The 22,773-nt window shown below is 56.9% G+C and carries 22 protein-coding genes and 1 riboswitch; of the genes, 14 read left to right on the top strand and 8 right to left on the bottom strand.

What is annotated here, in order from left to right; translation table 11 throughout:
* The first annotated feature begins 26 nt into the window (after window positions 1-26).
* The 5 genes from AUQ41_RS06910 (at window position 27) to AUQ41_RS06890 (ending at window position 4,597) form a co-directional block, all read left to right on the top strand.
* Window positions 27-758, top strand: a complete 732-nt coding sequence (locus AUQ41_RS06910) for a lysophospholipid acyltransferase family protein (RefSeq protein ID WP_063087315.1) — start codon at window positions 27-29, stop codon at window positions 756-758.
* Window positions 755-2,047, top strand: coding sequence for a 3-deoxy-D-manno-octulosonic acid transferase (locus AUQ41_RS06905; protein WP_063087314.1), 1,293 nt, complete (start codon window positions 755-757; stop codon window positions 2,045-2,047). Before AUQ41_RS06910 ends, AUQ41_RS06905 begins: the two co-directional genes overlap by 4 nt.
* Window positions 2,040-3,011 carry a tetraacyldisaccharide 4'-kinase gene (gene lpxK, locus AUQ41_RS06900; RefSeq protein WP_063087313.1) on the top strand — a complete coding sequence of 324 codons (972 nt, stop codon included), beginning with the start codon at window positions 2,040-2,042 and terminating at the stop codon, window positions 3,009-3,011. The genes AUQ41_RS06905 and lpxK overlap by 8 nt, the downstream gene beginning before the upstream one ends.
* A complete protein-coding gene (locus tag AUQ41_RS06895; RefSeq protein WP_063087312.1) occupies window positions 3,004-3,903 on the top strand; it encodes a lauroyl acyltransferase in 900 nt (299 codons plus the stop codon). Before lpxK ends, AUQ41_RS06895 begins: the two co-directional genes overlap by 8 nt.
* Window positions 3,904-4,003: 100 nt before the next feature.
* The gene (locus tag AUQ41_RS06890) at window positions 4,004-4,597 is read left to right on the top strand and encodes a hypothetical protein (protein WP_063087311.1); all 594 of its coding nucleotides are present in this window, start codon (window positions 4,004-4,006) and stop codon (window positions 4,595-4,597) included.
* Window position 4,598: 1 nt separating this feature from the next.
* Here the strand turns inward: AUQ41_RS06890 and AUQ41_RS06885 are convergent, their stop codons facing one another.
* From AUQ41_RS06885 to xseA, 3 genes are read right to left on the bottom strand one after another with little or no spacing between them, the layout of a single operon-like run.
* A complete protein-coding gene (locus AUQ41_RS06885; protein ID WP_063087310.1) occupies window positions 4,599-6,137 on the bottom strand; it encodes a gamma-glutamyltransferase family protein in 1,539 nt (512 codons plus the stop codon).
* 15 nt (window positions 6,138-6,152) lie between these two features.
* Entirely contained in the window at window positions 6,153-7,007 is an 855-nt protein-coding gene (locus AUQ41_RS06880; protein ID WP_063087309.1) for a M23 family metallopeptidase, read from the bottom strand.
* Complete coding sequence (xseA, locus tag AUQ41_RS06875; protein ID WP_063087308.1) at window positions 7,007-8,683, bottom strand: exodeoxyribonuclease VII large subunit; 1,677 nt, start codon at window positions 8,681-8,683, stop codon at window positions 7,007-7,009. Before xseA ends, AUQ41_RS06880 begins: the two co-directional genes overlap by 1 nt.
* A 115-nt stretch (window positions 8,684-8,798) precedes the next feature.
* Between xseA and purD the strand changes: the two genes are divergently transcribed.
* Complete coding sequence (gene purD, locus AUQ41_RS06870) at window positions 8,799-10,082, top strand: phosphoribosylamine--glycine ligase (protein WP_063087307.1); 1,284 nt, start codon at window positions 8,799-8,801, stop codon at window positions 10,080-10,082.
* A gap of 38 nt (window positions 10,083-10,120) precedes the next feature.
* Here purD and AUQ41_RS06865 read toward each other — a convergent pair whose 3' ends face one another.
* The 3 genes from AUQ41_RS06865 to AUQ41_RS06855 are packed head-to-tail and all read right to left on the bottom strand — an operon-like array spanning window position 10,121 to window position 13,060.
* Window positions 10,121-10,921 carry an ABC transporter ATP-binding protein gene (locus AUQ41_RS06865; protein ID WP_063087306.1) on the bottom strand — a complete coding sequence of 267 codons (801 nt, stop codon included), beginning with the start codon at window positions 10,919-10,921 and terminating at the stop codon, window positions 10,121-10,123.
* Window positions 10,918-11,994 (bottom strand): iron ABC transporter permease, encoded by a 1,077-nt coding sequence (locus AUQ41_RS06860; RefSeq protein ID WP_083952830.1) that lies wholly within the window; start codon window positions 11,992-11,994, stop codon window positions 10,918-10,920. Before AUQ41_RS06860 ends, AUQ41_RS06865 begins: the two co-directional genes overlap by 4 nt.
* A gap of 40 nt (window positions 11,995-12,034) precedes the next feature.
* Window positions 12,035-13,060 carry an ABC transporter substrate-binding protein gene (locus tag AUQ41_RS06855; RefSeq protein WP_083952831.1) on the bottom strand — a complete coding sequence of 342 codons (1,026 nt, stop codon included), beginning with the start codon at window positions 13,058-13,060 and terminating at the stop codon, window positions 12,035-12,037.
* A 225-nt stretch (window positions 13,061-13,285) separates the two neighbouring features.
* Window positions 13,286-13,489: riboswitch (cobalamin riboswitch) on the bottom strand.
* 172 nt (window positions 13,490-13,661) lie between these two features.
* Between AUQ41_RS06855 and AUQ41_RS06850 the strand changes: the two genes are divergently transcribed.
* Window positions 13,662-15,263 carry a glucan biosynthesis protein gene (locus tag AUQ41_RS06850; protein WP_063087993.1) on the top strand — a complete coding sequence of 534 codons (1,602 nt, stop codon included), beginning with the start codon at window positions 13,662-13,664 and terminating at the stop codon, window positions 15,261-15,263.
* Window positions 15,264-15,265: 2 nt separating this feature from the next.
* On the opposite strand, the gene AUQ41_RS06845 is transcribed toward AUQ41_RS06850, so the two are convergent.
* A complete protein-coding gene (locus AUQ41_RS06845; RefSeq protein WP_063087305.1) occupies window positions 15,266-16,183 on the bottom strand; it encodes an AraC family transcriptional regulator in 918 nt (305 codons plus the stop codon).
* A gap of 194 nt (window positions 16,184-16,377) precedes the next feature.
* Here AUQ41_RS06845 and AUQ41_RS06840 point away from each other — a divergent pair, with 194 nt between their 5' ends.
* Both AUQ41_RS06840 and AUQ41_RS06835 read left to right on the top strand, forming a co-directional pair.
* Window positions 16,378-17,112: an SDR family oxidoreductase gene (locus tag AUQ41_RS06840; protein WP_063087991.1), complete on the top strand. Its 735-nt coding sequence runs from the start codon at window positions 16,378-16,380 to the stop codon at window positions 17,110-17,112.
* 83 nt (window positions 17,113-17,195) lie between these two features.
* Window positions 17,196-17,462: an Atu4866 domain-containing protein gene (locus tag AUQ41_RS06835; protein WP_232308325.1), complete on the top strand. Its 267-nt coding sequence runs from the start codon at window positions 17,196-17,198 to the stop codon at window positions 17,460-17,462.
* 33 nt (window positions 17,463-17,495) lie between these two features.
* Here AUQ41_RS06835 and AUQ41_RS06830 read toward each other — a convergent pair whose 3' ends face one another.
* Window positions 17,496-17,948, bottom strand: a complete 453-nt coding sequence (locus AUQ41_RS06830; RefSeq protein ID WP_044826992.1) for a nucleoside deaminase — start codon at window positions 17,946-17,948, stop codon at window positions 17,496-17,498.
* Window positions 17,949-18,227: 279 nt separating this feature from the next.
* Between AUQ41_RS06830 and AUQ41_RS06825 the strand changes: the two genes are divergently transcribed.
* The 5 genes from AUQ41_RS06825 (at window position 18,228) to AUQ41_RS06805 (ending at window position 22,761) form a co-directional block, all read left to right on the top strand.
* Window positions 18,228-18,950: a gamma-glutamyl-gamma-aminobutyrate hydrolase family protein gene (locus tag AUQ41_RS06825; protein WP_063087303.1), complete on the top strand. Its 723-nt coding sequence runs from the start codon at window positions 18,228-18,230 to the stop codon at window positions 18,948-18,950.
* On the top strand, window positions 18,947-20,245 hold the full coding sequence (locus AUQ41_RS21035) for a pseudouridine synthase (RefSeq protein WP_063087302.1): 1,299 nt from the start codon (window positions 18,947-18,949) through the stop codon (window positions 20,243-20,245). The genes AUQ41_RS06825 and AUQ41_RS21035 overlap by 4 nt, the downstream gene beginning before the upstream one ends.
* 5 nt (window positions 20,246-20,250) lie before the next feature.
* Complete coding sequence (rsmD, locus tag AUQ41_RS06815; protein WP_063087301.1) at window positions 20,251-20,820, top strand: 16S rRNA (guanine(966)-N(2))-methyltransferase RsmD; 570 nt, start codon at window positions 20,251-20,253, stop codon at window positions 20,818-20,820.
* A gap of 68 nt (window positions 20,821-20,888) precedes the next feature.
* A complete protein-coding gene (locus AUQ41_RS06810; RefSeq protein ID WP_063087300.1) occupies window positions 20,889-21,470 on the top strand; it encodes a helix-turn-helix domain-containing protein in 582 nt (193 codons plus the stop codon).
* A gap of 112 nt (window positions 21,471-21,582) precedes the next feature.
* On the top strand, window positions 21,583-22,761 hold the full coding sequence (locus AUQ41_RS06805) for a CynX/NimT family MFS transporter (protein WP_063087299.1): 1,179 nt from the start codon (window positions 21,583-21,585) through the stop codon (window positions 22,759-22,761).
* Window positions 22,762-22,773 lie beyond the last annotated feature (12 nt).

Genomic DNA, 22,773 nt, shown 5'->3' with positions numbered 1-22,773 from the left:
ATAAACGGATCATAAAAAGCGATACAATGCGCAGCACACTGTGCTGGCTGGCGGCGTTTTATGTGCGCCTGATGCGTGCCACAGGACGCTGGCGCACCAAAGGTGGTGACCATCCGGCCCACTACCTGACAGAAGGCAAACCGTTTATCGTTGCCTTCTGGCATCAACGTCTTTTGATGATGCCCTATACCTGGCGATCGGTCGGCGGTGACCGCCCGTTTAACATGCTGATTTCATCACATCGTGACGGGGAAATCATTTCTCGGACGATTGCGCGCTTTGATATCAAGACCATCGCCGGATCGACCGGCAAGGGTAAAGGCGGTGCCGCGGCCCTGCGCCAGATTCTCAAGGTGCTGAAAGCCGGCGAAGTTGTCGGCATGACGCCAGATGGGCCGCGCGGCCCCCGCATGCGGGCATCAGACGGTATCATTCAGGCCGCCCGTATGGCCGGTGTTCCGATTTTCCCGCTGACCTATTCGGCCTCCAACCGCAAGGTCATTCAAAGTTGGGATCGCTTCATTTTGCCCCTGCCCTTTTCACGCGGTGTTTTTCACTGGGGCGATCCGATCTTTGTCGACCGCAGGCTTGATGACGAAGGCATGGAAGCCAAACGGATCGAGCTTGAAAACGCCCTGACCAAGCTCACGCAGGAAACCGATCGTGAACTTGGTCTCGCGGTGATCCCGCCTGCTGCCCCCGATGAACTGCCCAAGCAAAAGCGATCTGCCATCGCGGCGGGGGAAACCGGGTCATGAGCCTGTTTTACGCCTATCGCGCGGCAACCCGCCTGCTTGGTCCGGCGCTAAACCTTTATCTGAACCGTCGCAAAAACCGCGGCAAGGAAGACGCAGGCCGGATCGGTGAACGCTTTGGTCATCCGGGTGCTGCCCGCCCCAAAGGACATCTGGTGTGGATCCATGGGGCCAGTGTGGGAGAATCCCTGTCTGCCTTGCCGGTGATTGATGAAATCCGTCGGCTTTATCCATCGGCATCCATCCTGGTGACGACCGGCACGGTCACATCGGCGACCATGATGCATGCTCGCCTGCCCAAGGGCGTCATTCACCAGTTCGTCCCGATTGACCGTCAGGTTTGTGTCGCGCGTTTCCTGCATCACTGGAAACCTGATGTCGCGCTTTGGCTTGAAAGCGACTTCTGGCCAAATCTTCTGACCAAGGCCAAGAAGGCCGGTGTCAGCCTTGCATTGCTCAATGGGCGCATTTCGGAAAAAAGCTTTAAGGGATACTCACGCTATCCGTCTTTTATCCGGCCGGTTATTTCTGCGTTTGATCTGATCCTGACCCAAAGCCGCGACGAAACCACGCGATTTGAAAGCCTCGGTGCGACATCGGTCCGGGCTGTTGGCAATCTTAAATTTGCCGCCCCGCCCCTGCCTGCCGATGAAACTGATCTGGCCAAGCTTCAAGAACAGATTGGTCATCGTCCGGTCTGGCTCGCCTCAAGCACCTTTAAGGGCGAAGAACACATTGCCGGCGACGTTCACAAAAAACTCGCCCGCGATCATAGTGGTGTGCTGACCGTCATCGTGCCGCGTCATCCCGACCGCGCCGATGATATCGAAGCCGATCTGGTCGCACAGGGCCTGCAGGTATCACGCCGAAGCCTTGGCCACGACATCACACCGGGCACTGATGTCTATCTTGCCGATACCATGGGTGAACTTGGCCTGTTTTATCGCATCGCGCCAATCGTCTTTATGGGCAAAACCCTGTCTGCGGGTGGCGGACAGAACCCGCTGGAACCGGCACGACTGAACTGCGCTATTTTGCACGGCCCGGATATGAGCAACTTTGCCGCCATCAGCACCGAAATGCTGGCAAACGGCGCCTGCCGCCCGGTGACCGATGCCGATGATCTTGCACGACAGGTTGCCGCCCTGCTTCGCGATCCTGACTCCACAGGGAAAATCGCCAAAGCCGCACTTGATTACGCAAACTCCAAGGCCGAAGTGCTGGATCGAACGCTTGATGCCTTGCGCCCGTTGTTGGCGCAAAAGGGCATCAAGGAGGCCCGCGATGCGTGATCCGGAATTCTGGCAGCATGACGGTGTCATTTCCAAACTTCTAAGCCCGCTTTCTGCTGCATGGCGGGCGGGCACCTGCTTTCGCAAACTGACAACCACGCCGCGCCATCCTGGCTGCCCGGTTTTCTGCGTCGGCAATTTCACCGTGGGTGGTGCCGGAAAAACACCAACTGCGGTCGCACTTTACAATCTTCTGACAAGCCTTGGCCGCACGCCGCATTTCGTCAGCCGCGGCTACGGCGGTTCCCTTGAAGGTCCGCACCGCGTCAATCCGGGCGTTGATACCGCGGACAAAGTCGGCGACGAACCACTTTTGCTGGCCCAGCATGGCCCGGCGTGGATTTCACGCAATCGTGCCCTTGGCGCCGAAATGGCGGTTGATGCCGGTGCAAATGCGATCATTCTTGATGACGGATTGCAAAATCCAACCCTGATCAAGGATTGCAGTTTTGCTGTGATCGACGGCAACTATGGCATTGGCAATGGCCGCGTCATGCCGTCCGGCCCCATGCGCGAACCGCTGATCAGCGGGCTGGAAAAAGTGCGTGCCATCATTCTGATCGGCGACAAGACGCCCGACTTCATCACGCGCCTTCCGGCTTCCGTTCCGGTGTTGCGCGCATCGATTGAGGCGATCAACGCGGGTGATTTCAATCAATCCCGTGTTCTGGCGTTTGCCGGGATTGGCCAACCATCGAAATTCTATGACAGCCTCCGAAAGGCTGGCGCGCAAATCATCCAGACACGTGATTTTTCAGATCACCACCCCTTCACGGTGCAAGAGCTTGGCGATCTGCGTGCTGAGGCAGAAAAGCTTGATGCCAGACTTGTCACCACCCAAAAGGATCTGATGCGCTTGCCATTAACGGACCGGGACGGCATAAGCAGTCTCGACATTCGTCTGGTGTTCGAGGCACCAGATCAGCTCGCAAAGATTGTGACATCAGTACTTGCCGATGGATAAGAACAGCCAACTTTACAAAATGCGCCAGAAATACATCTCCCACCCGCTTCAGGGTTTCGGGGCGTATCTGGTCTACTGGATGTTTGCGCTGATGCCCGTGGACATGGCATCGGCGGTTGGCGGTTGGCTTATGCGCACCTTGGGCCCCAAAGTCGGTCAGACCAAAAAGGCACGCAACAATCTGGTTGCGGCGTTCCCGGAAAAATCCCCCGAAGAGATCGAGCAGATCATTGTTGGCATGTGGGACAATCTTGGTCGTTCGGCTGCCGAAATTCCTCATCTGCATAAAATGCGCCCGGGTGGACCGCGCATCGAGATCGTTGGCATTGAAAATGGCCTTGCCACCAAGACCGATGAAAAGCCCGGCCTGTTCTTTTCCGGTCACATCGGCAACTGGGAAGCGACCATGTGCATCGCCGAGGTGCTTGATATGGACATGATGAGTGTCTATCGCGCGCCGGATAATCAGTGGGTAGAAGGCCTGTTCATGCGGGCGCGCAAAACCTTTAAGGGGAAACTGGTCAAAAAGGGGCCGGAAGGCGCACGTAAACTCACGCGCTATCTAAAAGATGGCGGTCATGCCTGCATGCTGGTCGATCAAAAAATGACAGATGGTATCGCCGTGCCGTTTTTTGGCCGGGATGCGATGACAGCCCCGGCACTGGCACAGTTTGCCCTTAAATACGATGCGCCAATTATTCCCGTGCGTTCAGAACGCCTGAGTGGTGCGCATTTCCGCGTCACGTTCTATCCGCCACTTGAAGTCACCAAAACCGGCGACCGCCGCGCCGATACTCTGGCTATCATGACCGATGTGAACGCCACCATGGAACACTGGATCCGCGAACGGCCCGAACAATGGCTTTGGCTGCATCGCCGCTGGCCGAAGTAAATCCGACTGGCGTTTTGATCTGGCATTAACCGAATAGGAACCCTGTTGGCGCAGACTGGCATTTCGTCCGCTGTCGAACGCGTCTTCGGAGCCCGCCTTTTTGCGCCGCTTGCTGATCATTTTCTGTCTTATTCTGGCCGGCTCGATCTTTGTCGTCTGGCCGACAATGGCGCTTGACCAGGACGACACGACCATTCGTGAAACGGCACGCGACATCCGGTTGCGGATTTCCGAGCTTGATCAGCAGCTTAAGGAACATCTGAAGCGTGCCCTTGAAGAATTCGGCAGTCGGCAAGTCGAATGCACCTCTGATCAACCCCGAAAGTCGTTGTCGCAATGTATCGAAGAAGATGCGCGCGATCTGACGCGAACAACCATCACAATCGCCTCGGCCGGGAAGGATGATAAAAATCTTCTTGATGATCTGGCCGACACCGAAGAACGGTTTGCCCTGTTCACCCGCGAGATGAACAAAACCAATGATCTTCTGGCACGCGCAGGTGCAAGGCTTTACCTCAACAGTCTTGATGTTGCACCGGAAATGGACCAGTTGCGCCGTGATGTGATTGTCTTTGTCGAACGCAAACAGGCCTATGAACTGCGTACCAAACAGGCGCTTCTGATCGCAACGGTTGCCATCATTCTGATCGCGATCTTTTCACTGATCTTCGCCGTTATTCAGCGTTTCAGATAAATCAAACAATGATCTGATGACCATTGCGTCGCCCATCCCCGGTCGCCGAAAGCATATCGCCCGCGCGATTGACCTTGGCCGCGTGCACGCCGCCAAAGAACATGTCCTCGCAATCCCAGCGCTGTTGATTGCCAAGGCTGAGCCCATCAAGCAAAGCGTCATCAAATCCGGGCTCGACCGATAACAGTTCATCTTCAACATGCATTCGGGGTGCTGAAATCGCCCCGTGCAGGGTCATGTCAAACGCATCGATATTAAGCAACACCTGAAGCATGGTCGACCGGATCCGGTTTGACCCGCCAGAGCCCAGCGCAACCGACGCCCCGTCCTGCCCAAGATAAAGCGACGGGGTCATCATCGATGTCATGCGAACACCACACGGCCAGTTATGGAAACCATCCGGCGACAGATCGGCTTCGCCCAGCATGTTGTTCATCATGATCCCGGTGCCCGGCACAACCCGCCCAGATGTTGAGCCGTTTGAAATCGTCGCCGCGGCAAGATTACCGTGCTGATCAACCACCGAAATATGGGTTGTGCCATTCTGACTAAGCGGGCGTTCGCCAATCATCAGACGATAACGTTCGCATAGCTCGTCAGCCAGGATTGCCGGGCGTGCACCATATTCGCCGCGTGCCAAGCCGGTGGCATGAATGATCCGCGATACCGCTTCAAGATGGCGTTCCGAGCCAAAGGCGCCCAATGCCATTTCCCGCGCAAGCTTAAGGCCAAAACCGACCAGAACCCCACCCGATGCCGGTGGCGGGTTCAGGACAAACCGCCCCTTGCGTCCGGAGACCAAAAGTGGATCACGCAGAAGCACCCGATAGCCCGCCAAATCCTGTGCTGTCAGATATCCGCCATGCTCGGCACATCCGCGCACAAGGGCGGCACCAAGGTCGCCTTGATAAAATCCTTCTGCCCCGTTCTCGACCAGATAGTTGATGCTGTCTGCCAGATCGGGTTGCCGATGAAGCACACCGGCATCAAGCAGCTCAAACTCATCGGCACCGGTTTTGCCTGCCTTGCCAAACACCTTGCGGCTTTCGGCGCAAAAGCCCAAAAGCGGCTCGACAATCCCCATGACATAGCGTTGAAAGGCATCAAGTTCGACGCCATCGCGCGCCGCACGGATCGCCGGCTCCGCCAGTTTTGCCATCGGCAGTTTGGCAAGATCGTCATGGACGGCAAAAAGCCCCGCCACCACACCCGGCGTTGCCACCGATCCATAGCCACCATGAAATTCCTGGGTTACGCCACCGGCAAAGGTCGCAAGGCGGCTTTCAAATTCAAGGTTTTCACGCGATCGCTTTTCAAGCGGGGTTTCGACAAAGAAATCATACAGCCTTGGCGTTTGCCCGGCTGGCCTGGCCATGACAAACCCGCCGCCGCCAAGCGATGCCAGAACCGGCTCTGCCACACAGGCGGCCCACATCGCGGCAATAACCGCGTCAAAGGCATTGCCACCCTCGTCAAGCACACGGGCCGCCGCATCTGCGGTAACGGCGTGTCCTGCGGCAACGGCCCCGTGGGTTTTCATGGCTTGTGTTTCCCGTTACTGACTGGCGTTCGCGGTCTTTTGCGCTTCTTCCATCGGTGGCACCAGCAACTGTGCATCAACCCGTGCCGCCCCGACATTGACCCGCCAATCCAGATGCGGCCCGGTCGCACGACCTGACTCACCGATTTTACCGATCAAATCGCCCTGTTTGACGACGTCGCCGACCTGCACATCAATTTCCGACAGATGCAAAAACGCCGACACCACACCAAGCCCATGATCGATAAACAGTGTCGCACCGGAAAAATACATATCGGGATGCGCCAACGTCACAATCCCATCCGCCGGGGCAACAACCGGGCTTCCGGTCGGAAGCGCAATATCAACACCCCAATGCGGTGCGCGCGGTTCGCCATTCAGAATGCGTTGTGATCCATAAACCCCGCTGATCGGGCCAACGGCTGGCCAGATAAAGCCGTTTTCGAGGAAATTCTCGGTAAACCGTTCGGTGCGTGCTTCGCGGGCCTGGCGTGAATCATCCTGAATGCGGCTGATAACTTCCGGATCGGGCGTCACCATTTTGGTTGCCAGCCCGTCAATCCGTTGAACGTTGAATTCGCGATCACCGATCTCGTAACTGAACGCCTCGACACTGCCATCGGCATGCCGGATGCTGACCCGTGCCGGGCCTTCGTAATCGCGCGCGAACCCCAAAACAAACCGGCCATCGGGTGCTATGGTATCAATCGCCTCGTCATCCAGAAGCACTTCCGATCCGGCATCTGTCTGCCCGAACACAATCCCGCCCTGAACAAATTGCCCCTGATAGGTCGGCTCGGCCGCCTGAACAGAAAGACTAACCGCCAAAAGGCCCGCTGCGGCCAGCATGCCGGAAATGGTCATACGCATTACAGTAGGCTCCCTTGTCTGTCATCGTCTTTGGGACTTGGATTTTTCTTCTTCGCCGGTTTGGGTTTGGCGGACTTTTCGGGCGCAGATATGGCGGCGTTTTGATCTGCGATGGTAGCGCTATCATCCCTGCCCGGCACGGGCTTTGACGTCGCAACACCTTCGCCCGCCGTCACCGGGGTAATGCCATCGCCCATCTCAAGATCATAAGTCTGACCTGTGACGAGATCGGACGATTTACCAACAAGATTGCCGTCCCCGTCGCGCACAACGGCAAACCCGCGTTTCAACACATTGCGATAGGAATAGCTTTCCAAAAGCCGGTCATAGCGTGCAAGTCCCTCTGCCTCACGCGTCAGCGTATTGCGAACCGCCCCCTGCAAACGCGCGCCAAGATCAATGATCTGTTTGTCGGCGCGGGCAATGTCGCGTTTGGCGTCACTGGGCCGAAGGCCCGCAGTTGCCCGATCAAGGCGGGATTTCTGCATCTGAAGGGCGGATTTCATCGCACCATCCAGACGCAATGCCGCATTTTCCAGACGTCCGCGCTTTTCTGAAAGCTGTTCACGCGGGCTGACCAGTCGGGCACTTGCCTCGTTCAATCGTGCGCGGGCTTGTTGCGTGACATTGACGGCTGCGCGCGGCAAACGATCTGCCCAGTTATCAAGGGTCTGGCTGCGTTCCTCAAGCATGCGTTTGGGATCGCCCAAACCACGGGCCAGACTTTCAAGCGCTGTTTTCTTTTCAACGCCCAAACGCCGGACGGCTTGGGCCAGACGAAGGCCGTCTTCCTCGACCTGACCAATCAGCTCGACGCGGACCGGTACGGCCTTTTCCGCCGCCCCGGTGGGCGTCGGTGCCCGCAGGTCCGAAACAAAATCAATCAGGGTGGTATCGGTTTCATGGCCGACCGCCGAAATTACCGGAATATCAGACTCGGCCACAGCACGGGCAACGACTTCTTCGTTAAACGACCACAAATCTTCAAGCGATCCGCCACCGCGCGCAACAATCAGAACATCCGGGCGCGGGATCTGGCCATAAGGCAGAAGATCATTAAAGCCCCGCACGGCTTCGGCCACCTGTTCGGCCGCCCCCTGCCCCTGCACAAGCACCGGCCACAGCAAAACCCGGCGCGGGAACCGATCGCGCAGGCGATGCATGATATCGCGGATCACAGCCCCGGTTGGCGATGTGACAATGCCAATCACATCAGGCAGGAACGGGATCGGCTTTTTGCGGTCGGGATCAAAAAGCCCCTCGGCGGCGAGTTTCTTTTTGCGTTCTTCCAGAAGCTTTAAAAGCGCGCCTTCTCCAGCGACTTCCATCGTCTCAATCACGATCTGGTATTTTGAGCGGCCCGGGAATGTCGTCAGGCGCCCGGTAACGATGACTTCCATGCCGTCTTCGGGAACAAGGCCGAGCTTGGCCGCCTGCCCGCGCCAGCAGACGCCATCAATCACCGCCTTGTCGTCTTTCAGCGCAAGGTACATATGCCCGCTGCTGGCGCGTTTGAACCCGGAAATTTCGCCGCGCACCCGCACGAACGAAAACGCATCCTCCACAGTCCGCTTCAGCGCGTTTGACAGGTCGGAAACCGAAAATTCGGGCGCATTTCCCGATTTTACAGGCGTTTCGGGAACCGGGGCATAAGGGTCGAACAAATCTTGCGTCATCAAGGGTACTTTATGCTAAAAGCCCGCCTAATAATTTTGCGGGGTGGCAATTGGGTCTAGCCTAGTTCATCGCGCATGGACCATCAAGCAATCGGACAAGTCGAAGGATAAAGTCATGAAGGTTCTGGTCGTTGGCGGCGGCGGACGTGAACACGCATTGTGCTGGGCAATTGCGCGCAGCCCGCGCATTTCCAAACTGTGGTGTGCACCGGGCAATGCCGGTATCGCGGATTCGGCAGAATGCGTTGCGATTTCCGATGGCGACATTGATGGTCTGGTAAATTTTTCTAAGGACAACGCAGTTGATTTGGTCGTTGTCGGCCCCGAAGCCCCGCTTGTTGCGGGCCTTGTTGATGCACTGGATGCCGTGGGCATCAAATCATTCGGCTGTTCCAAGGCAGCCGCGCAACTTGAAGGCTCCAAGGGCTTCATGAAGGACATGGTGGCAAAGTTCGGTGTGCCGACCGCTGCCTATGGCCGTTTTACCGATCCCAAAGACGCCAAGGCATTTGTCGAAAAGCAGGGCGCACCGATTGTCGTCAAGACCGATGGTCTGGCGGCGGGCAAGGGTGTGACCATTTGTATGACAAATGACGAAGCCTTTGCTGCGATTGAAGAATGCATGGTTGGCGGCAAGTTTGGCGATGCTGGCGCGGAAATCGTGATCGAGGAATTTCTCAAAGGTGAGGAAGCCTCATTTTTTGCTGTTTGTGATGGCGAAAACGTCATTCCGCTGGTCGCAGCCCAAGACCACAAGGCGGTTGGCGAAGGCGACACCGGCCCCAATACGGGTGGCATGGGTGCTTATTCCCCGGCCCCGGTCTTTACCGATGCGGTCGAAGCCAAGGTCATGGATCAAATTATCATCCCGACCGTCAAGGGCATGGCCAACGAAGGCCATCCGTTCAAGGGCGTGCTGTTTGCCGGTCTGATGATTGACGATGCGGGCAACCCGAAGCTGATCGAATACAACATTCGGTTTGGCGACCCGGAATGTCAGGTGCTGATGACCCGTCTGAAATCAGACGTGCTTGATATCCTTGAAGGGGCTGCCACCGGTACCCTCGATAAAGTCAAACCGGAATGGCACGATGAAACCGCCATGGTCGTTGTCATGGCCGCCAAGGGGTATCCGGGATCCTACGAAAAAGGCACCGAGATCAAAAACGTTCCGGCGGCGGACGCCGTGGACAAGGTCAAGGTCCTGCATGCCGGTACCAAGATGGATGGCGACAAGCTGATTGCGACCGGTGGCCGCGTTCTTGGTGTGACCGCGCGCGGTGCGACGGTGACCGAAACGCAGAAACGTGCCTATGAGGCGGTTGATGCGATTGATTGGGATGGTGGTTTCTGCCGCCGCGATATCGGCTGGCGCGCGGTTGCCCGCGAACAGGGCTAAGCCGCAAGCAAACCAAGCTACCAAAATCGAAGACCGGGTTACGCAACCCGGTCTTTTTTTATGGCCAAAGATTTCTGGTTTCCGGCGTGATAGCGGATGTGGCAGCGACCCTGATCATCGATCTCGATATCGGCGGCAACCCCGAAAACATCGCGAAGGTTTTGCGATGTCAAAATCTGTTCGGGTGTACCAAGTGCAATCAGCTTGCCACCATCCATCATCGCAATCCGGTCACAAAACATCGCCGCATGGTTCAAGTCGTGCAAAGCAGCCACCACGGTTACCGGCAGTGCACTCACCAGTTCAAGCAAGCCCAGCTGATGATGGATATCAAGATGGTTGGTCGGTTCATCAAGCAACAAGAAATCGGGTTGCTGGGCCAAGGCACGGGCAATGTGAACGCGCTGCTTTTCACCGCCCGAAAGCGTATGCCACATCCGGTCCGCAAACGGCCCCATTTCAACACTGGCAAGGGCTTCACACACTATGGCGTCGTCGTGCCCTGACCATGGTGTCAGCAAACTAAGGTACGGCGTTCGACCAAGCGCGACGGCATCGCGCACGGTAATACGGTCGATGGTATCGGCCTGTTGTTCGACAAAGCCGATATGACGGGCAAGGTTGCGCCGACCGATTTTCTTCATCGGTTGGTCCCCCAGCAATGCCTGCCCGGTCGACGGCGCACGAATACCGCCCAAGACCGACATCATACTGGTTTTGCCAGATCCGTTTGGCCCGATCACACCCAGGAACTCTCCCCGTGTCACGCGAAGCGACACGTCGCTGATGATTTTTTTGAATCCGGCATTCCAGCCGACATTGCGTAATTCAAGGCTCATCGCAATACCCGCCCATGACACAGGATGATCGCAAAGGCCGGTGCACCGATCAGCGCCGTGATCACCCCGATGGGCAGGACCTGACCATCAAGAATGATGCGCGATACAATATCGGCCGCCACAAGAAACACCGCCCCGATCAGGGCCGATGCCGGCAACAGAAATCCGTGCCGTGTCCCGACAAAGAACCGTGCGGCATGGGGAATAACCAATCCGACAAAGCCGATGGCCCCGACAATACTGACCATGACGGCCGTCATCGAGGCGGCAATGGCAATCAACACCACATAAACCCGACGCACCGGCACACCAAGGGATGCCGCCGATTCCACGCCAAAGGTAAAGGCATCGAGCGCCCGCGAATACCAAAGGCAGACCAGCAAGCCGATGACGGCGACCGGCAGCGCCAGATAGACATCAGGCCAGCGCACGCCGCTTAGATTACCAAGCAGCCAGAACATCACCCCGCGTGCCTCGTCCGCCGTGGCGGCCTTGGTCACGATGAATGACGTTAATGCGTTAAACAGTTGCGATCCGGCAACCCCGGCAAGAATGATGGCACCGGCCCCGCGCCCGGCCGGAATGGCCAAAAGGGCGACAAACCCGAATGCCACCAGCGCACCGACAAAGGCACCAAGCGACAGGGAAACCATCCCCGCGCCGAACCCCAGAATGGCAACGCTGACTGCACCGGTCGATGCCCCGGCCGATATGCCCAGCAAGTACGGATCCGCGAGACTATTGCGCAAAAGCGCCTGCAAAACCGCGCCCGATAGCGCAAGGGACGCCCCGCAGGCCGCGGCCACCATGGCGCGCGATATCCGGTAATTCCAGATGATCCCGGCATCAATCGGATCAACGTCATAGCCCGCCTGCCAAAGATGATTGGCAATGGTCTGAAAGACGGTGCCAAGGGGAATGTGCGTTTCCCCCTTGGCCGCGGCCATCGCGATGACGCCAACAAGCAAAACCAGGGCGCCAAGACTGACACCGGCCCGCACAAGATATGCCCGCCCCGCCAGCGATTGCCGAGGTGGCTGAACCGGCTGCTGCACTGGCGTTGTTTCAAACATTGAATTCTCCGGGCATATCAGGTGCCTTTGGCAGTGCAGGTCAGTTCGAAGCACTCAGTCTTTCGACGGCTGCGGCAAGTGTTTCAATACCATTGATCAGGCGGATGGTCGGATCCATCGACTGGGCGTCCATCACCACGATATTGCCATTGCGCACCGCCTTCATCTGACTAGCGACCGGATCGGTTTTCAGGAAATCCATCTTGACCTGCCAGTCATCGGCCGGAAAACGCCGACGGCCCATTTTACCAATCACGATGATATCAGGATTGGCGCGCGCAATGGTTTCCCAGCCAACGGTCGGCCATTCTTCATTACTGTCGATAATGTTGCGAACACCAAGTTTACCTGCGATATAGCCCGCTGCACCGTTTTTGCCCGCCACATAGGGATCACTGTTGATTTCAGGGCTGGAAAACCAGAAGACGGCAGAAACATTGTCATGGCCGCTTGCCGTCACACGCGCCAATGAGTTCGCCTGACGTTCCTTCAAGCTGGCAATCAGTGCGTTGCCGCGATCTTCGACATCAAAGATTTGCGCCAGATCGGAAATCTCGCGATAAATCAGATCCATGGTGAAGCCTTCATGCCGCACCCCGTCACCGCCACCGGCATTGTCCTTGCCGACACAATCAGCAGGTGCTGTGTAGACCGGAATGGACAGTTCGTTGAACTGTTCGGTGGTGCCGACGGTGCCCTTGGGCCCGACATGCCACTGATACTGGGTGGCAACCAGTTGCGGCTTTTGCGCGACAACGGTTTCGAACCCCGGATCATTGTCGGCCAGACGCGGCACAGATGCGTTGACGTCCTTGAATTCATCCATCACCGGGCCAAACCAGACACCCGTACCCTTGACCTTGTCGGCCAGGCCCAACGAATAAAGAATTTCGGTCGTACTTTGGCCCAGCGACACCACGCGATCCGGGGCCGCATCAAATTGCAACATAGTCCCACAGTTCTCGATACTGAGCGGATATTCGGTTGCGGACGCAAATGAAACAGAAGAAATAAGACCAGCGGCAAACACCCCGACCGCCAGTACACGTTTATCGTGATTGATCACTTTTAGTTCCCTCTTGCTGATGCGTTGATCCGGGACCGCTTTGGATGATCCAGTTTCAATACATCGTCAAATGTTATGTTATAACATAACATCACTTTTGCTGCTGTCAATGGACTGGCAAAAGTGTCAGGAGATGGCGGAAGATGCCGGCCTTAAAGCTTAGAAAACCTGGGCTAAACTGTTGGGCCAAGACACGTACCGACATTCTCCGGGGCACCCCGCCCGGTCCGTCGTCTTCGTGTCGGCAGGTCTCCTGGCTTACGGGTCAACGCATTTTCCCTGGCCTTCCCGGGTTGATCCCAGTGGCATTGGTCAGAAAAATGCTCGCCGCCTACAGTTGCGGGGGCAGCTTCGGTTAATGAGCCAATATTCGGCCCATCTCGAATTCCCTTTATCCGATATTCGGATACCGACACGTCACGGTTAGATTAAACCAAAAACACGGTCAAGGAAATTGGCAGACCACCAGCGGCATTAACGCCAAGGCTCCATGCATAAAAAGCAATTGATACGACCTTGAATTTGCCATGTTTCATCCCGATTACCTCCACACTGCCGGGTATGCTTTCCCGACACCTCAAACCACAGGAATGTGATGAACATGACGACTTCTGTTGAACGCAGACGCTTTTTGAAATCCATCGCGGCAGCCGGTCTTATCCTGCCGGGAATGTCGATCTATCAGCATGCTTTGGCAGATGTCGACGGCCTTGATCTGGGTTCGGCACAGCCGTTTGATTTTGCCGATTTGATTGCACGCGCCAAATCCATGGCCACATCGGCATATGAAGCACCCGTTGCGCCAAACCCGGAAATTGTCGGCAAGATCGATTACGACACCCATGGCAAGCTGCATTACAAACGCGACCATTCGCCGTTTTCCGATGGATCAGGCACCTATCCGCTGACCTTCTTCCATCTGGGTATGTATTTCGCCAAACCGGTGCATATGTATCTTCTGGAAAGTGGTCAGGCACGCGAAGTGATCTACAAGCCCGAATACTTTGACATGCCCGAAGACAGCATTGCCCGCCAACTGCCCGCCAATAGCGGCTTTGCCGGTTTCCGCCTGCATGAAAATCAGGCACGCGATGACTGGAAAACCCAGGACTGGGCAGCGTTTCTTGGCGCATCGTACTTCCGCGCCATTGGGGATGAAGGCCAGTATGGCCTGTCGGCGCGCGGCATTGCGGTTAATACGGCGACCTCGGTTCCCGAAGAATTTCCCGATTTCCGTCAATTCTTTATCGAACCAGCCAAAAATCCCGAAGACCCTGTGACGGTTTATGCCCTGCTGGATGGGCCCAGCATCACGGGTGCTTATAAATTCCTGCTTTATCGCGGCGAAGGGGTCACGATGGATGTCGAAAAACATCTGTTCTTGCGCAAAGACATCGAACGGCTTGGCATCGCACCGCTGACCAGCATGTTCTGGTATTCCGAACAGAACAAATCGTTCCGCTTTGACTGGCGTCCGGAAGTACATGACAGCGACGGGCTGGAGCTTTGGACCGGCGGCGGCGAACGCATCTGGCGACAGTTGAACAACCCGGAAACCATCCGCGCATCAGCGTTTGGTGACAATAACCCGCGTGGTTTTGGTCTGATGCAGCGCGATCGCGATGTGAAAAACTATCTGGATGGTGTGCGTTATCACCGCCGCCCCAGCCTGTGGGTCGAACCGCAAGGCGAGTGGAATGACGGTGCGGTTCAGTTGATCGAAATCCCGACCGACGATGAAATCCACGATAACATTGCCGCCTTCTGGGTCCCGAATGGCCCCGCCAAGGCGGGCAACAGCTATCAGTTCAAATACCGTCTGTACTGGCAGGCCCATAACCCGTTCCCGGTCAAGGAACTGGCAACCGCAACCGCAACCCGCATGGGCCGTGGCGGGGAGCCCGGCACCAACCGGCCCAAGGACGAAATCAAGTTTTCCGTCGAGTTCGAGGGTGAGGTTCTGGGAACGCTTGCCTACGGCGAATTCCCCGAAGTGGTTGTGACATCCTCCCGCGGGGAGATTGTGCGCACCAAGATCGAACCGATCATGGATACCCGCATCTGGCGGGCGGCCTTTGACCTTAAGGCCGCGGGCACAGATCCGGTTGACCTGCGGATGTATCTGAAACGCGGTGACGGCCCCTTAAGTGAAACCTGGATGTTCCAGCACCTGCCGGCCGTTGGCAACCAGCAACAGGGCTAGGGTTAGTGCGGGGCCATATCGGCAGACTGGCTGGCCCCGCCCTGCCCAAGGATCGACATGACATCGCGGATTGGCGGTGCGCCAAACATGCGGGCATATTCGCGACTGAACTGTGACGCACTTTCATACCCGACCGCATAGGCCGCCGATGCGGCATCCTTCATTTCGGCCAGCATGATCTGACGCGCCGTGGTCAGGCGGAGCCGCTTTTGGTACTGAAGCGGGCTCATGGCTGTCACCTGCTTGAAGTGGTGATGGAAGGACGACGGGCTCATATTGGCGCGATTTGCCAAGTCTTCCACCTTAAGCGGCTTGTCGAAATTATCCTTGATCAGTTGAAGCGCTGCCGAAATCCGCTGCATGTTGCTGCCGCCGATGGCAAGACCCGCAATCGCCGCCCCCTTGGCGGTACATAACAAGCGGTAATGCACTTCGCGCATCAAAAGCGGCAACATCACCGGCACATCATCGGGACGATCAAGCAGCTCAACCACCCGCAAGACAGCATCGGTCAGGCTTTCGGTTGTCTTTTCGACAAAAAGCCCGCGTGTACTTTCGCCGTCTGCACCCATCTTGATATCCATGTTGGCAACAAGTTCGCCGAGGATCTTCGCATCCAGATCAAGTGACAGGCTGCGATACGGCGCATCCTTGGCCGCCAGGGTCACATGGCCAACAAGTGGCAAATCGACCGACGCGGCCAGCAGTTGGCCGGGCTCATAACGATAAAGCTCATCCCCCAGCGTGACTTCCTTTGCGCCTGAGATAATCAGACAAAGGCAAGGCTTGTAGATCGTTGGCACCTTAAGGGTCGGACCGGTTGATCGGAACATCCAGACCGGCTCAACAGCCGTGCGCACCGCACCATCCGCCTCGCAGTATTTGTCAATCAGGCCACACAGCTTCTGATAGCTATCCATTGCAAAACCCTTTGTTTTCCATAGGCCCACTATACACGCGCCCGCACGCGGACAAAGCACTCAATCTTCGGTTTGGAGGATTAGGCAATCCAATTCGAGTTCTGTGTATTCATCAATCGGGGATTTATCGACAGAGTAAGCGCCACGAACAAACACCGACACACCAACCCAAGGAGCATGTCATGTCGAACCCGATCAACCATGTCGAAAACAAAACCGTTATCATCACCGGGGCCAGCAGCGGCATTGGCGAAGCCACCGCCCGCCTTCTTGCATCCCGCGGGGCGAATGTGGTTCTTGGCGCACGCCGCACAGAACGCCTTGATGAGATAGCCACCGAAATCGAAGCTGCCGGCGGCCGTGCCATGGCCCGTTCGGTGGATGTCACCAACGCCGATAGCGTCGAGGCACTGGTTTACAACGCAAACAACCTTTATGGCCGCGTGGATGCGATTTTCAACAATGCCGGCGTGATGCCGCTTGCCCCGATGTCGGCACTGAAAACCGACGAATGGGACAACATGATCAACGTCAATATTCGCGGTGTTCTGAACGGCATTGCGGCGGTTTTGCCGCTGTTTGAACAACAGGGTGGCGGTCATGTCATCAACACCGCGTCCATTGCAGCACACAACGTATATTCAAGTGCTGCCGTCTATTGCGGAACCAAATACGCGGTCTGGGCGATTTCCGAAGGCCTGCGTCAGGAAAGCACCAATGTCCGTGTCACCACCATCTCGCCGGGCGTGGTCGAGACCGAACTGGGCCACGATATTTCCGATCCGAACAGCAAGGAGCTTCTGACCCAGTTCCGTCAGGTATCTCTTACCCCGGATGCCATTGCCCGTGCTGTGCTTTATGCCCTTGATCAGCCGGCAGATGTCGACATCAACGAAGTCATTGTCCGTCCGACAGCATCGGCATTCTGATGAAAATCATTCTGCAATCCTTGTATTTTCTTTCCGTGCTGGTGGTGTTCGCATCACCAGCATGGCCCCAACAGGAGGCCGGTATGAACAAAAGCGCTGAAATCGCCCCGCACCCATATGTCGGCATGTGGGTGACCAAGGATGGTCATATCCGCCAGGAACTGCGTGCCGACGGCCGCTATGACGAGACCCGAGGTACACGTCAGTCGGCCTATCAGGGCGACTATCAGGTTTCGGGGAACTACATCACCTATCAGGATGACACCGGTTTTACTGCCGATGGCTATTTTGAGAATGATGTCCTGTATCACGGTGGCATGGTGATGTTCCGTGAAGTGCCGGAAAACTAAGTTCCGACGCTGACCAACCGAACAATCAAATCCCTAGCGCAAGCTGCCAAAGAAATCTTTCAGAAGCTTGGCAGCCTCGACCTCGCCAATGCCACCATAGACTTCCGGACGGTGATGGCAGCTTGTGCTTTCAAACACGCGCGGGCCATGATCAACGCCACCACCCTTGGGGTCATATGCCCCGAAATAAACCCGGCGCAGACGGGCAAACGAAATGGCGGTCGCGCACATCGGGCAAGGTTCAAGCGTGACATACAGATCGCAATTGGGAAGCCTCGGTTCGCCCTTGGCCCCGGCAGCGGCCCGGATCACGAGGATTTCGGCGTGTGCCGTTGGATCGTTCATTTCCTCGGTCAGGTTTCCGGCACGTGCCAAAACCTCGCCGCTATCAGCATCGACTAGAACGGCACCGACGGGCACCTCGCCCCGACGCGCGGCAGCACGGGCTTCTTCAAGCGCCATATCCATATAGCTGTCTGCACTCATGATCTTTCCATCCCGCTTGGGCCATCTGACAAATCAGGTGATTTATCAGGGCTGATCTTGTTTTTACTTCATTTTAGGGCGTGTATGTTCACAGTGCTACCAAGCAGATAATGGGTCAAGCCATCATCTGGCGGGTTGCTGGTGAAGCTTTACTGGCGACGGCCCGCAGAAACGCATGGACCATCCGCGTGAATTGCCGTTGCCCTTATAGGGTTACACAGGTAGTTTCCGCGTGACTTTATTCGCGAACCTGTCACCAGCATCAAGGCTATTTCGATCATGACCACGCGCAAGCCGATCATTGGTATCACACTCGATTCCGAAGAACCGGGGGGCTATTCCAAATTCCCGTGGTATGCGCTGCGTGAAAACTATGCCGGTGCGGTGACCGAGGCGGGTGGCATTCCAATGCCTTTGCCCCACGAGGTGGAACTGGTTCCCGATCTGCTTGATCTGATTGACGGGCTGGTCGTGACCGGTGGCGCGTTTGATGTGGATCCGAGCCTGTTTGGTGCGACGGAAAAACACGACACGGTTGTCACCAAGGATCGGCGCACCAAATTTGAATGGGCGATGGCCGAAGGCGCGCTTAAGCGCGACATGCCGGTTCTGGGCATTTGCGGCGGTCAGCAGCTTTTGAATGTTATTCTGGGCGGGTCGTTGATCCAGCATATCCCGGATGCAGTTGAAAACTGCCTGCCCCACGAACAGCCGAACCCGCGCAACGAGCCCGGCCATGATGTCACGGTCGAGCCCGATACGCTTCTGGCGAAGATCGTTGGCAATGTGAAAAACCTTTCGGTCAATTCCGCCCACCATCAGGCGGTGGCGGGGGTTGGCCCGGATGTGATCATCAATTCCTATGCGCCAGACGGCGTGATCGAGGGGATTGAGCATCCGAAATATCGTTATTGTCTCGGGGTCCAGTGGCATCCCGAATTCCATATCAGTTCGGGCGATGCGAAGATTTTCGACGCCCTGATTTCCGAGGCCCGCAAATGAGCGACAAGAACACCACCCCGGATGACAACAAGCCCGAACGCATTGCCAAGCGCATCGCGCGCTCAGGTGTTTGTTCCAGGCGTGATGCCGAACGCATGATTGCCGAGGGGCTTGTGCGCCTGAACGGCAAGAAGCTTGATACCCCGGCGGTCACCGTGACCGACGAAGATGAAATCATCGTCGATGGCAAGCCGCTGCCGGAAAAGGAAAAGCCGCGTCTTTGGCGCCTGTTTAAAAAGCGCGGTCTGGTCACCAGCCACCGCGATGAGCAGGGCCGCGACACGGTGTTTGAACATCTGCCAAGTTACGTTCCGCGCGTGATTTCGGTTGGTCGACTGGACTTGAACTCCGAAGGGTTGCTTTTGCTGACCAACGATGGCGAGCTTGCCCGTTATCTGGAACTGCCCGCCACCGGCTGGGCGCGGCGGTACCGCGTGCGCGTGCATGGGCAAATTGACCCGGCCAAGCTTAAACAGCTTGAAGACGGTGTCACGGTCGACGGGATCAATTATGGCTCCATCCATGCCGAGGTTGACGTTCAGAAAGGCACCAATGCCTGGATGACGGTCACGCTTCGTGAAGGCAAGAACCGTGAAATTCGCCGTGTCATGGAACATCTTGGCTGGCCGGTCACGCGCCTGATGCGCGTGTCCTATGGCCCCTTCCAGTTGGGCAATCTGGCGCCGGGCGAGTGCGAGGAAATCACCGGCAAGGTGATGAAAGAACAGCTCGCTGCGTTCTTTAAGGGCGACTATTCCAAGGTTTCCGAAAAGAAATCAGTTGCCCGTGGCGGCACATCGCGCCCGAAGGCCCCGCGCACCGTATTTGGCCAACCAGCACAGCGCAAACGCCCGCAAGGTGGCCCGAACGCCGCAGCCCAGAATGCCGAGGCCGACGAACAGCGTGAAACCCGCGAACGTCCGTCTGGTGGTGCTGCACGGAAAGGCCCGCGCATCGGGGCTGCCCCGCGTGCCGGTGGCCGTGGCAAACCGGCTTCTGGCGGGGATCGGCAGGAACGCGATATGCGCGAAGAACGCGGATCATCACGCCCGACCAACAAGGGTCGTGGCCGTTACAGTGCTGAAGGCAAAGCTGCCGGTGGGCGTGATGGCGGTCGTGATGGCGGACGGGGTACTGGTGGCCGCGAAGGCAAACCGGGCTTCATCGAAGGGCGCGGTCGTGGAAAGCCAAATGGCAAACCATCGGGAAAACCTGCTGGTCGTTCCGGCGATACCACACATAGTGCGCCCGGTCGCAAGCCGTCCGGCAACCGTCCGCGCGGCAAGAAGGACTAAGCCGCATGCGGATTGTCGGTGGCACCCATCGTGGCAGGCTTCTGAACGCACCGGAAGGACGCGATACGCGCCCGACCCTTGATCGGGTGCGCGAAGCCCTGTTTAGCATCCTGTCACACGCATCGCGCTGGTATGAGGATGACTTTAATCCGCTATATGATGGCGTGATCCTTGATGCCTTTGCCGGATCCGGTGCGCTTGGCCTTGAAGCCATTTCACGCGGCGCGGAACGCGCAGTGTTCTTTGACAATGACCGCAAGGCGATTGCGATCATCGAACAAAACATCGACACCCTTCGCATTGCCGATCAGGCAAGTGCACGACGTGCTGATGCCACCAAGCCACCGCGCGCAAGCACACCGGCCAGCATGGTATTTCTCGATCCGCCCTATGGCAAAGACCTGATCGATCCCAGCATCACGGCCCTGGCCCAGGCCGGGTGGATTGATGATAACACCCTGATTGTTGCCGAACGCGATCCACGCGATCCAGAAATCGCGCTTGACGATTTTTATCTGTGCGACAGTCGCAAATATGGCCGCTGCCAGATTGATATCGGGCGCTTTATCGCCTGATTGCGGCAAAGCTGCCCGTCAGCGCATTCTGTGATAGATTTGACTACCTGCACTACCGGTTGATCGTCATGAAACGTCTGTCCAATAGTTCACCAGACAAGGAATTTGGTCGCCTTTTGCGCCAGTGGCGGCGCGCAAGCGATATCAAACAATCGCGTCTGGCCGATATTCTGGGCGTGACGCAGGCAACCGTTTCACGGTGGGAAAGTGGCGCGCAAAGCCCGGCCCCGCTGCAATATGGCCTGATCCATCAAATGATGACGCGCAAACGCAATTTCCGCCTTGATCAGGCGATCAAACGGCTGGTTTTGCATTCATCCCAGCGTGTCCACCTGATCGAAGACAGATCACACCGTCTTCTTTGTTTATCGCGCCCGCGCGAAAACGAATGGCAACGTGACAGCACGCCGCTGCTGGGCACCTCGCTGTGGTGCTTTGCTACCCCGGAAATCGCATCAGCCGAAAAAAGCCTGCATGACCTTGGCTGGCACGAGGATCAGACCGATAACCTGACCTTTGAAAACTCCCGCCGGGAGGGCGCACCGCTGCGGATTGTAGATACCTATATCCTTTGGGAACGGTTTTTCCTGTCTGACGGCACGGCAGTGCGCCTGACCACCGGGTTTGATCAGAAGCCGGTTCATATCTGATACGGATCATCTGCGCATATTTTACCGGCGCATATTTCATACGTGGCATTCTTCTCAGAATATCGGTAATCAGTGCCTTCAAGTGCACCGTCCTGCCCCACGGAACTGATCCATGCCACCCATCACCGCCGTTATCATTCTGTATGGACTTGGACTGACCGCATCCATGCAGGTCGGTCTGATTGGCCCGATTGCGCCTGACTTGCGCGCAAACTTCGGGCTTAGTCAGGCGGAGTTCGGACTGGTGGCGTCCCTGATCACCGCAGCAGGCGCGCTGTGTGCCATACCCGCCGGGGTATGGGCCGCACGGGCCGGGCTGCGGAGGTCACTCGTCCTTGGCTGTATGATGATGATTGTGGGCGCGCTGATCTTTGCCACCGCAAGCGTGAGCAGCCTTCTATATGTCGGGCGAATTGTCACCAGTGTTGGCTATCTTCTTATTGTTGTCGGCGCGCCAAGCTGGATGGCGGCCTTCACAAATCCCAAGCTTGTTGCCATGGCCATGAGCATCTGGGGCACCTTCATCCCGGTTGGCATTGCCCTTGGCAACTGGGTCAGTGCGGCTGTGGTGACATGGATGGATTGGCGGATCGCTGTTGGTGCCTGCACCCTGCCGGTTCTGGTTTTGCTGCCGCTTCTTGCCCTGATGGAAAAACCCGAAATCGGAACCGCACGGCGATCACTTGTTGTCGGGGTGGTCGGTGTTTTGAAATCCCGTTCCGCCCTTCAGGTGGCGCTAACCTTTGGTGCGTTTGCGGGTGCAACGTCGGCCGCTTTGGCGTTCATGCCGGCCATGCTGGCAGACAACCTTGATATTGGCATTACGCTGTCGGCCGGGATCATCGGCACAACCGCAATTGCCGGAAATATTGTCGGCAGTGTCGCCGCCGGGACTGTTCTGGGCCGTGATGTTGCTGGCCGAACCATTCTGATTATATTTTTGCCGATGATGGCGGCTGCCATTTCGACCCTCTATGTCAGTACCTCTCTACCGCTTAGCGTCACCGCGCTGATTATATTTAACGTCTGTCAAGGCATGGTCGCCGGAACGTGCTTTGCACTTTTGCCAAGGATCGCCAAGGACGGCCTTTCCATGCCCGCCCTGCAGGGCATGCTGGCCCAGTTCGCCGAGATTTTTGTCGTCCTTGTTCCCCCGTTTGCCGGGGCGATGATCGATCAAAATGGCTGGGCCGGGGCGGCTGTGGTTCTGGGTGGTTTTTACTTTGCAGGCTTCCTGATTACCCTGAAAAAACCGGGCATAGCAGCCGCCATTAGACAAAATTCATCTTAGAACTATACGATA

This window comes from Thalassospira sp. MCCC 1A02898 (assembly GCF_001618185.1).
Lineage (GTDB): Bacteria > Pseudomonadota > Alphaproteobacteria > Rhodospirillales > Thalassospiraceae > Thalassospira > Thalassospira tepidiphila.
Note: the sequence above shows the minus strand (reverse complement) of the source record. Positions and strands in the feature narration are given on the sequence as shown.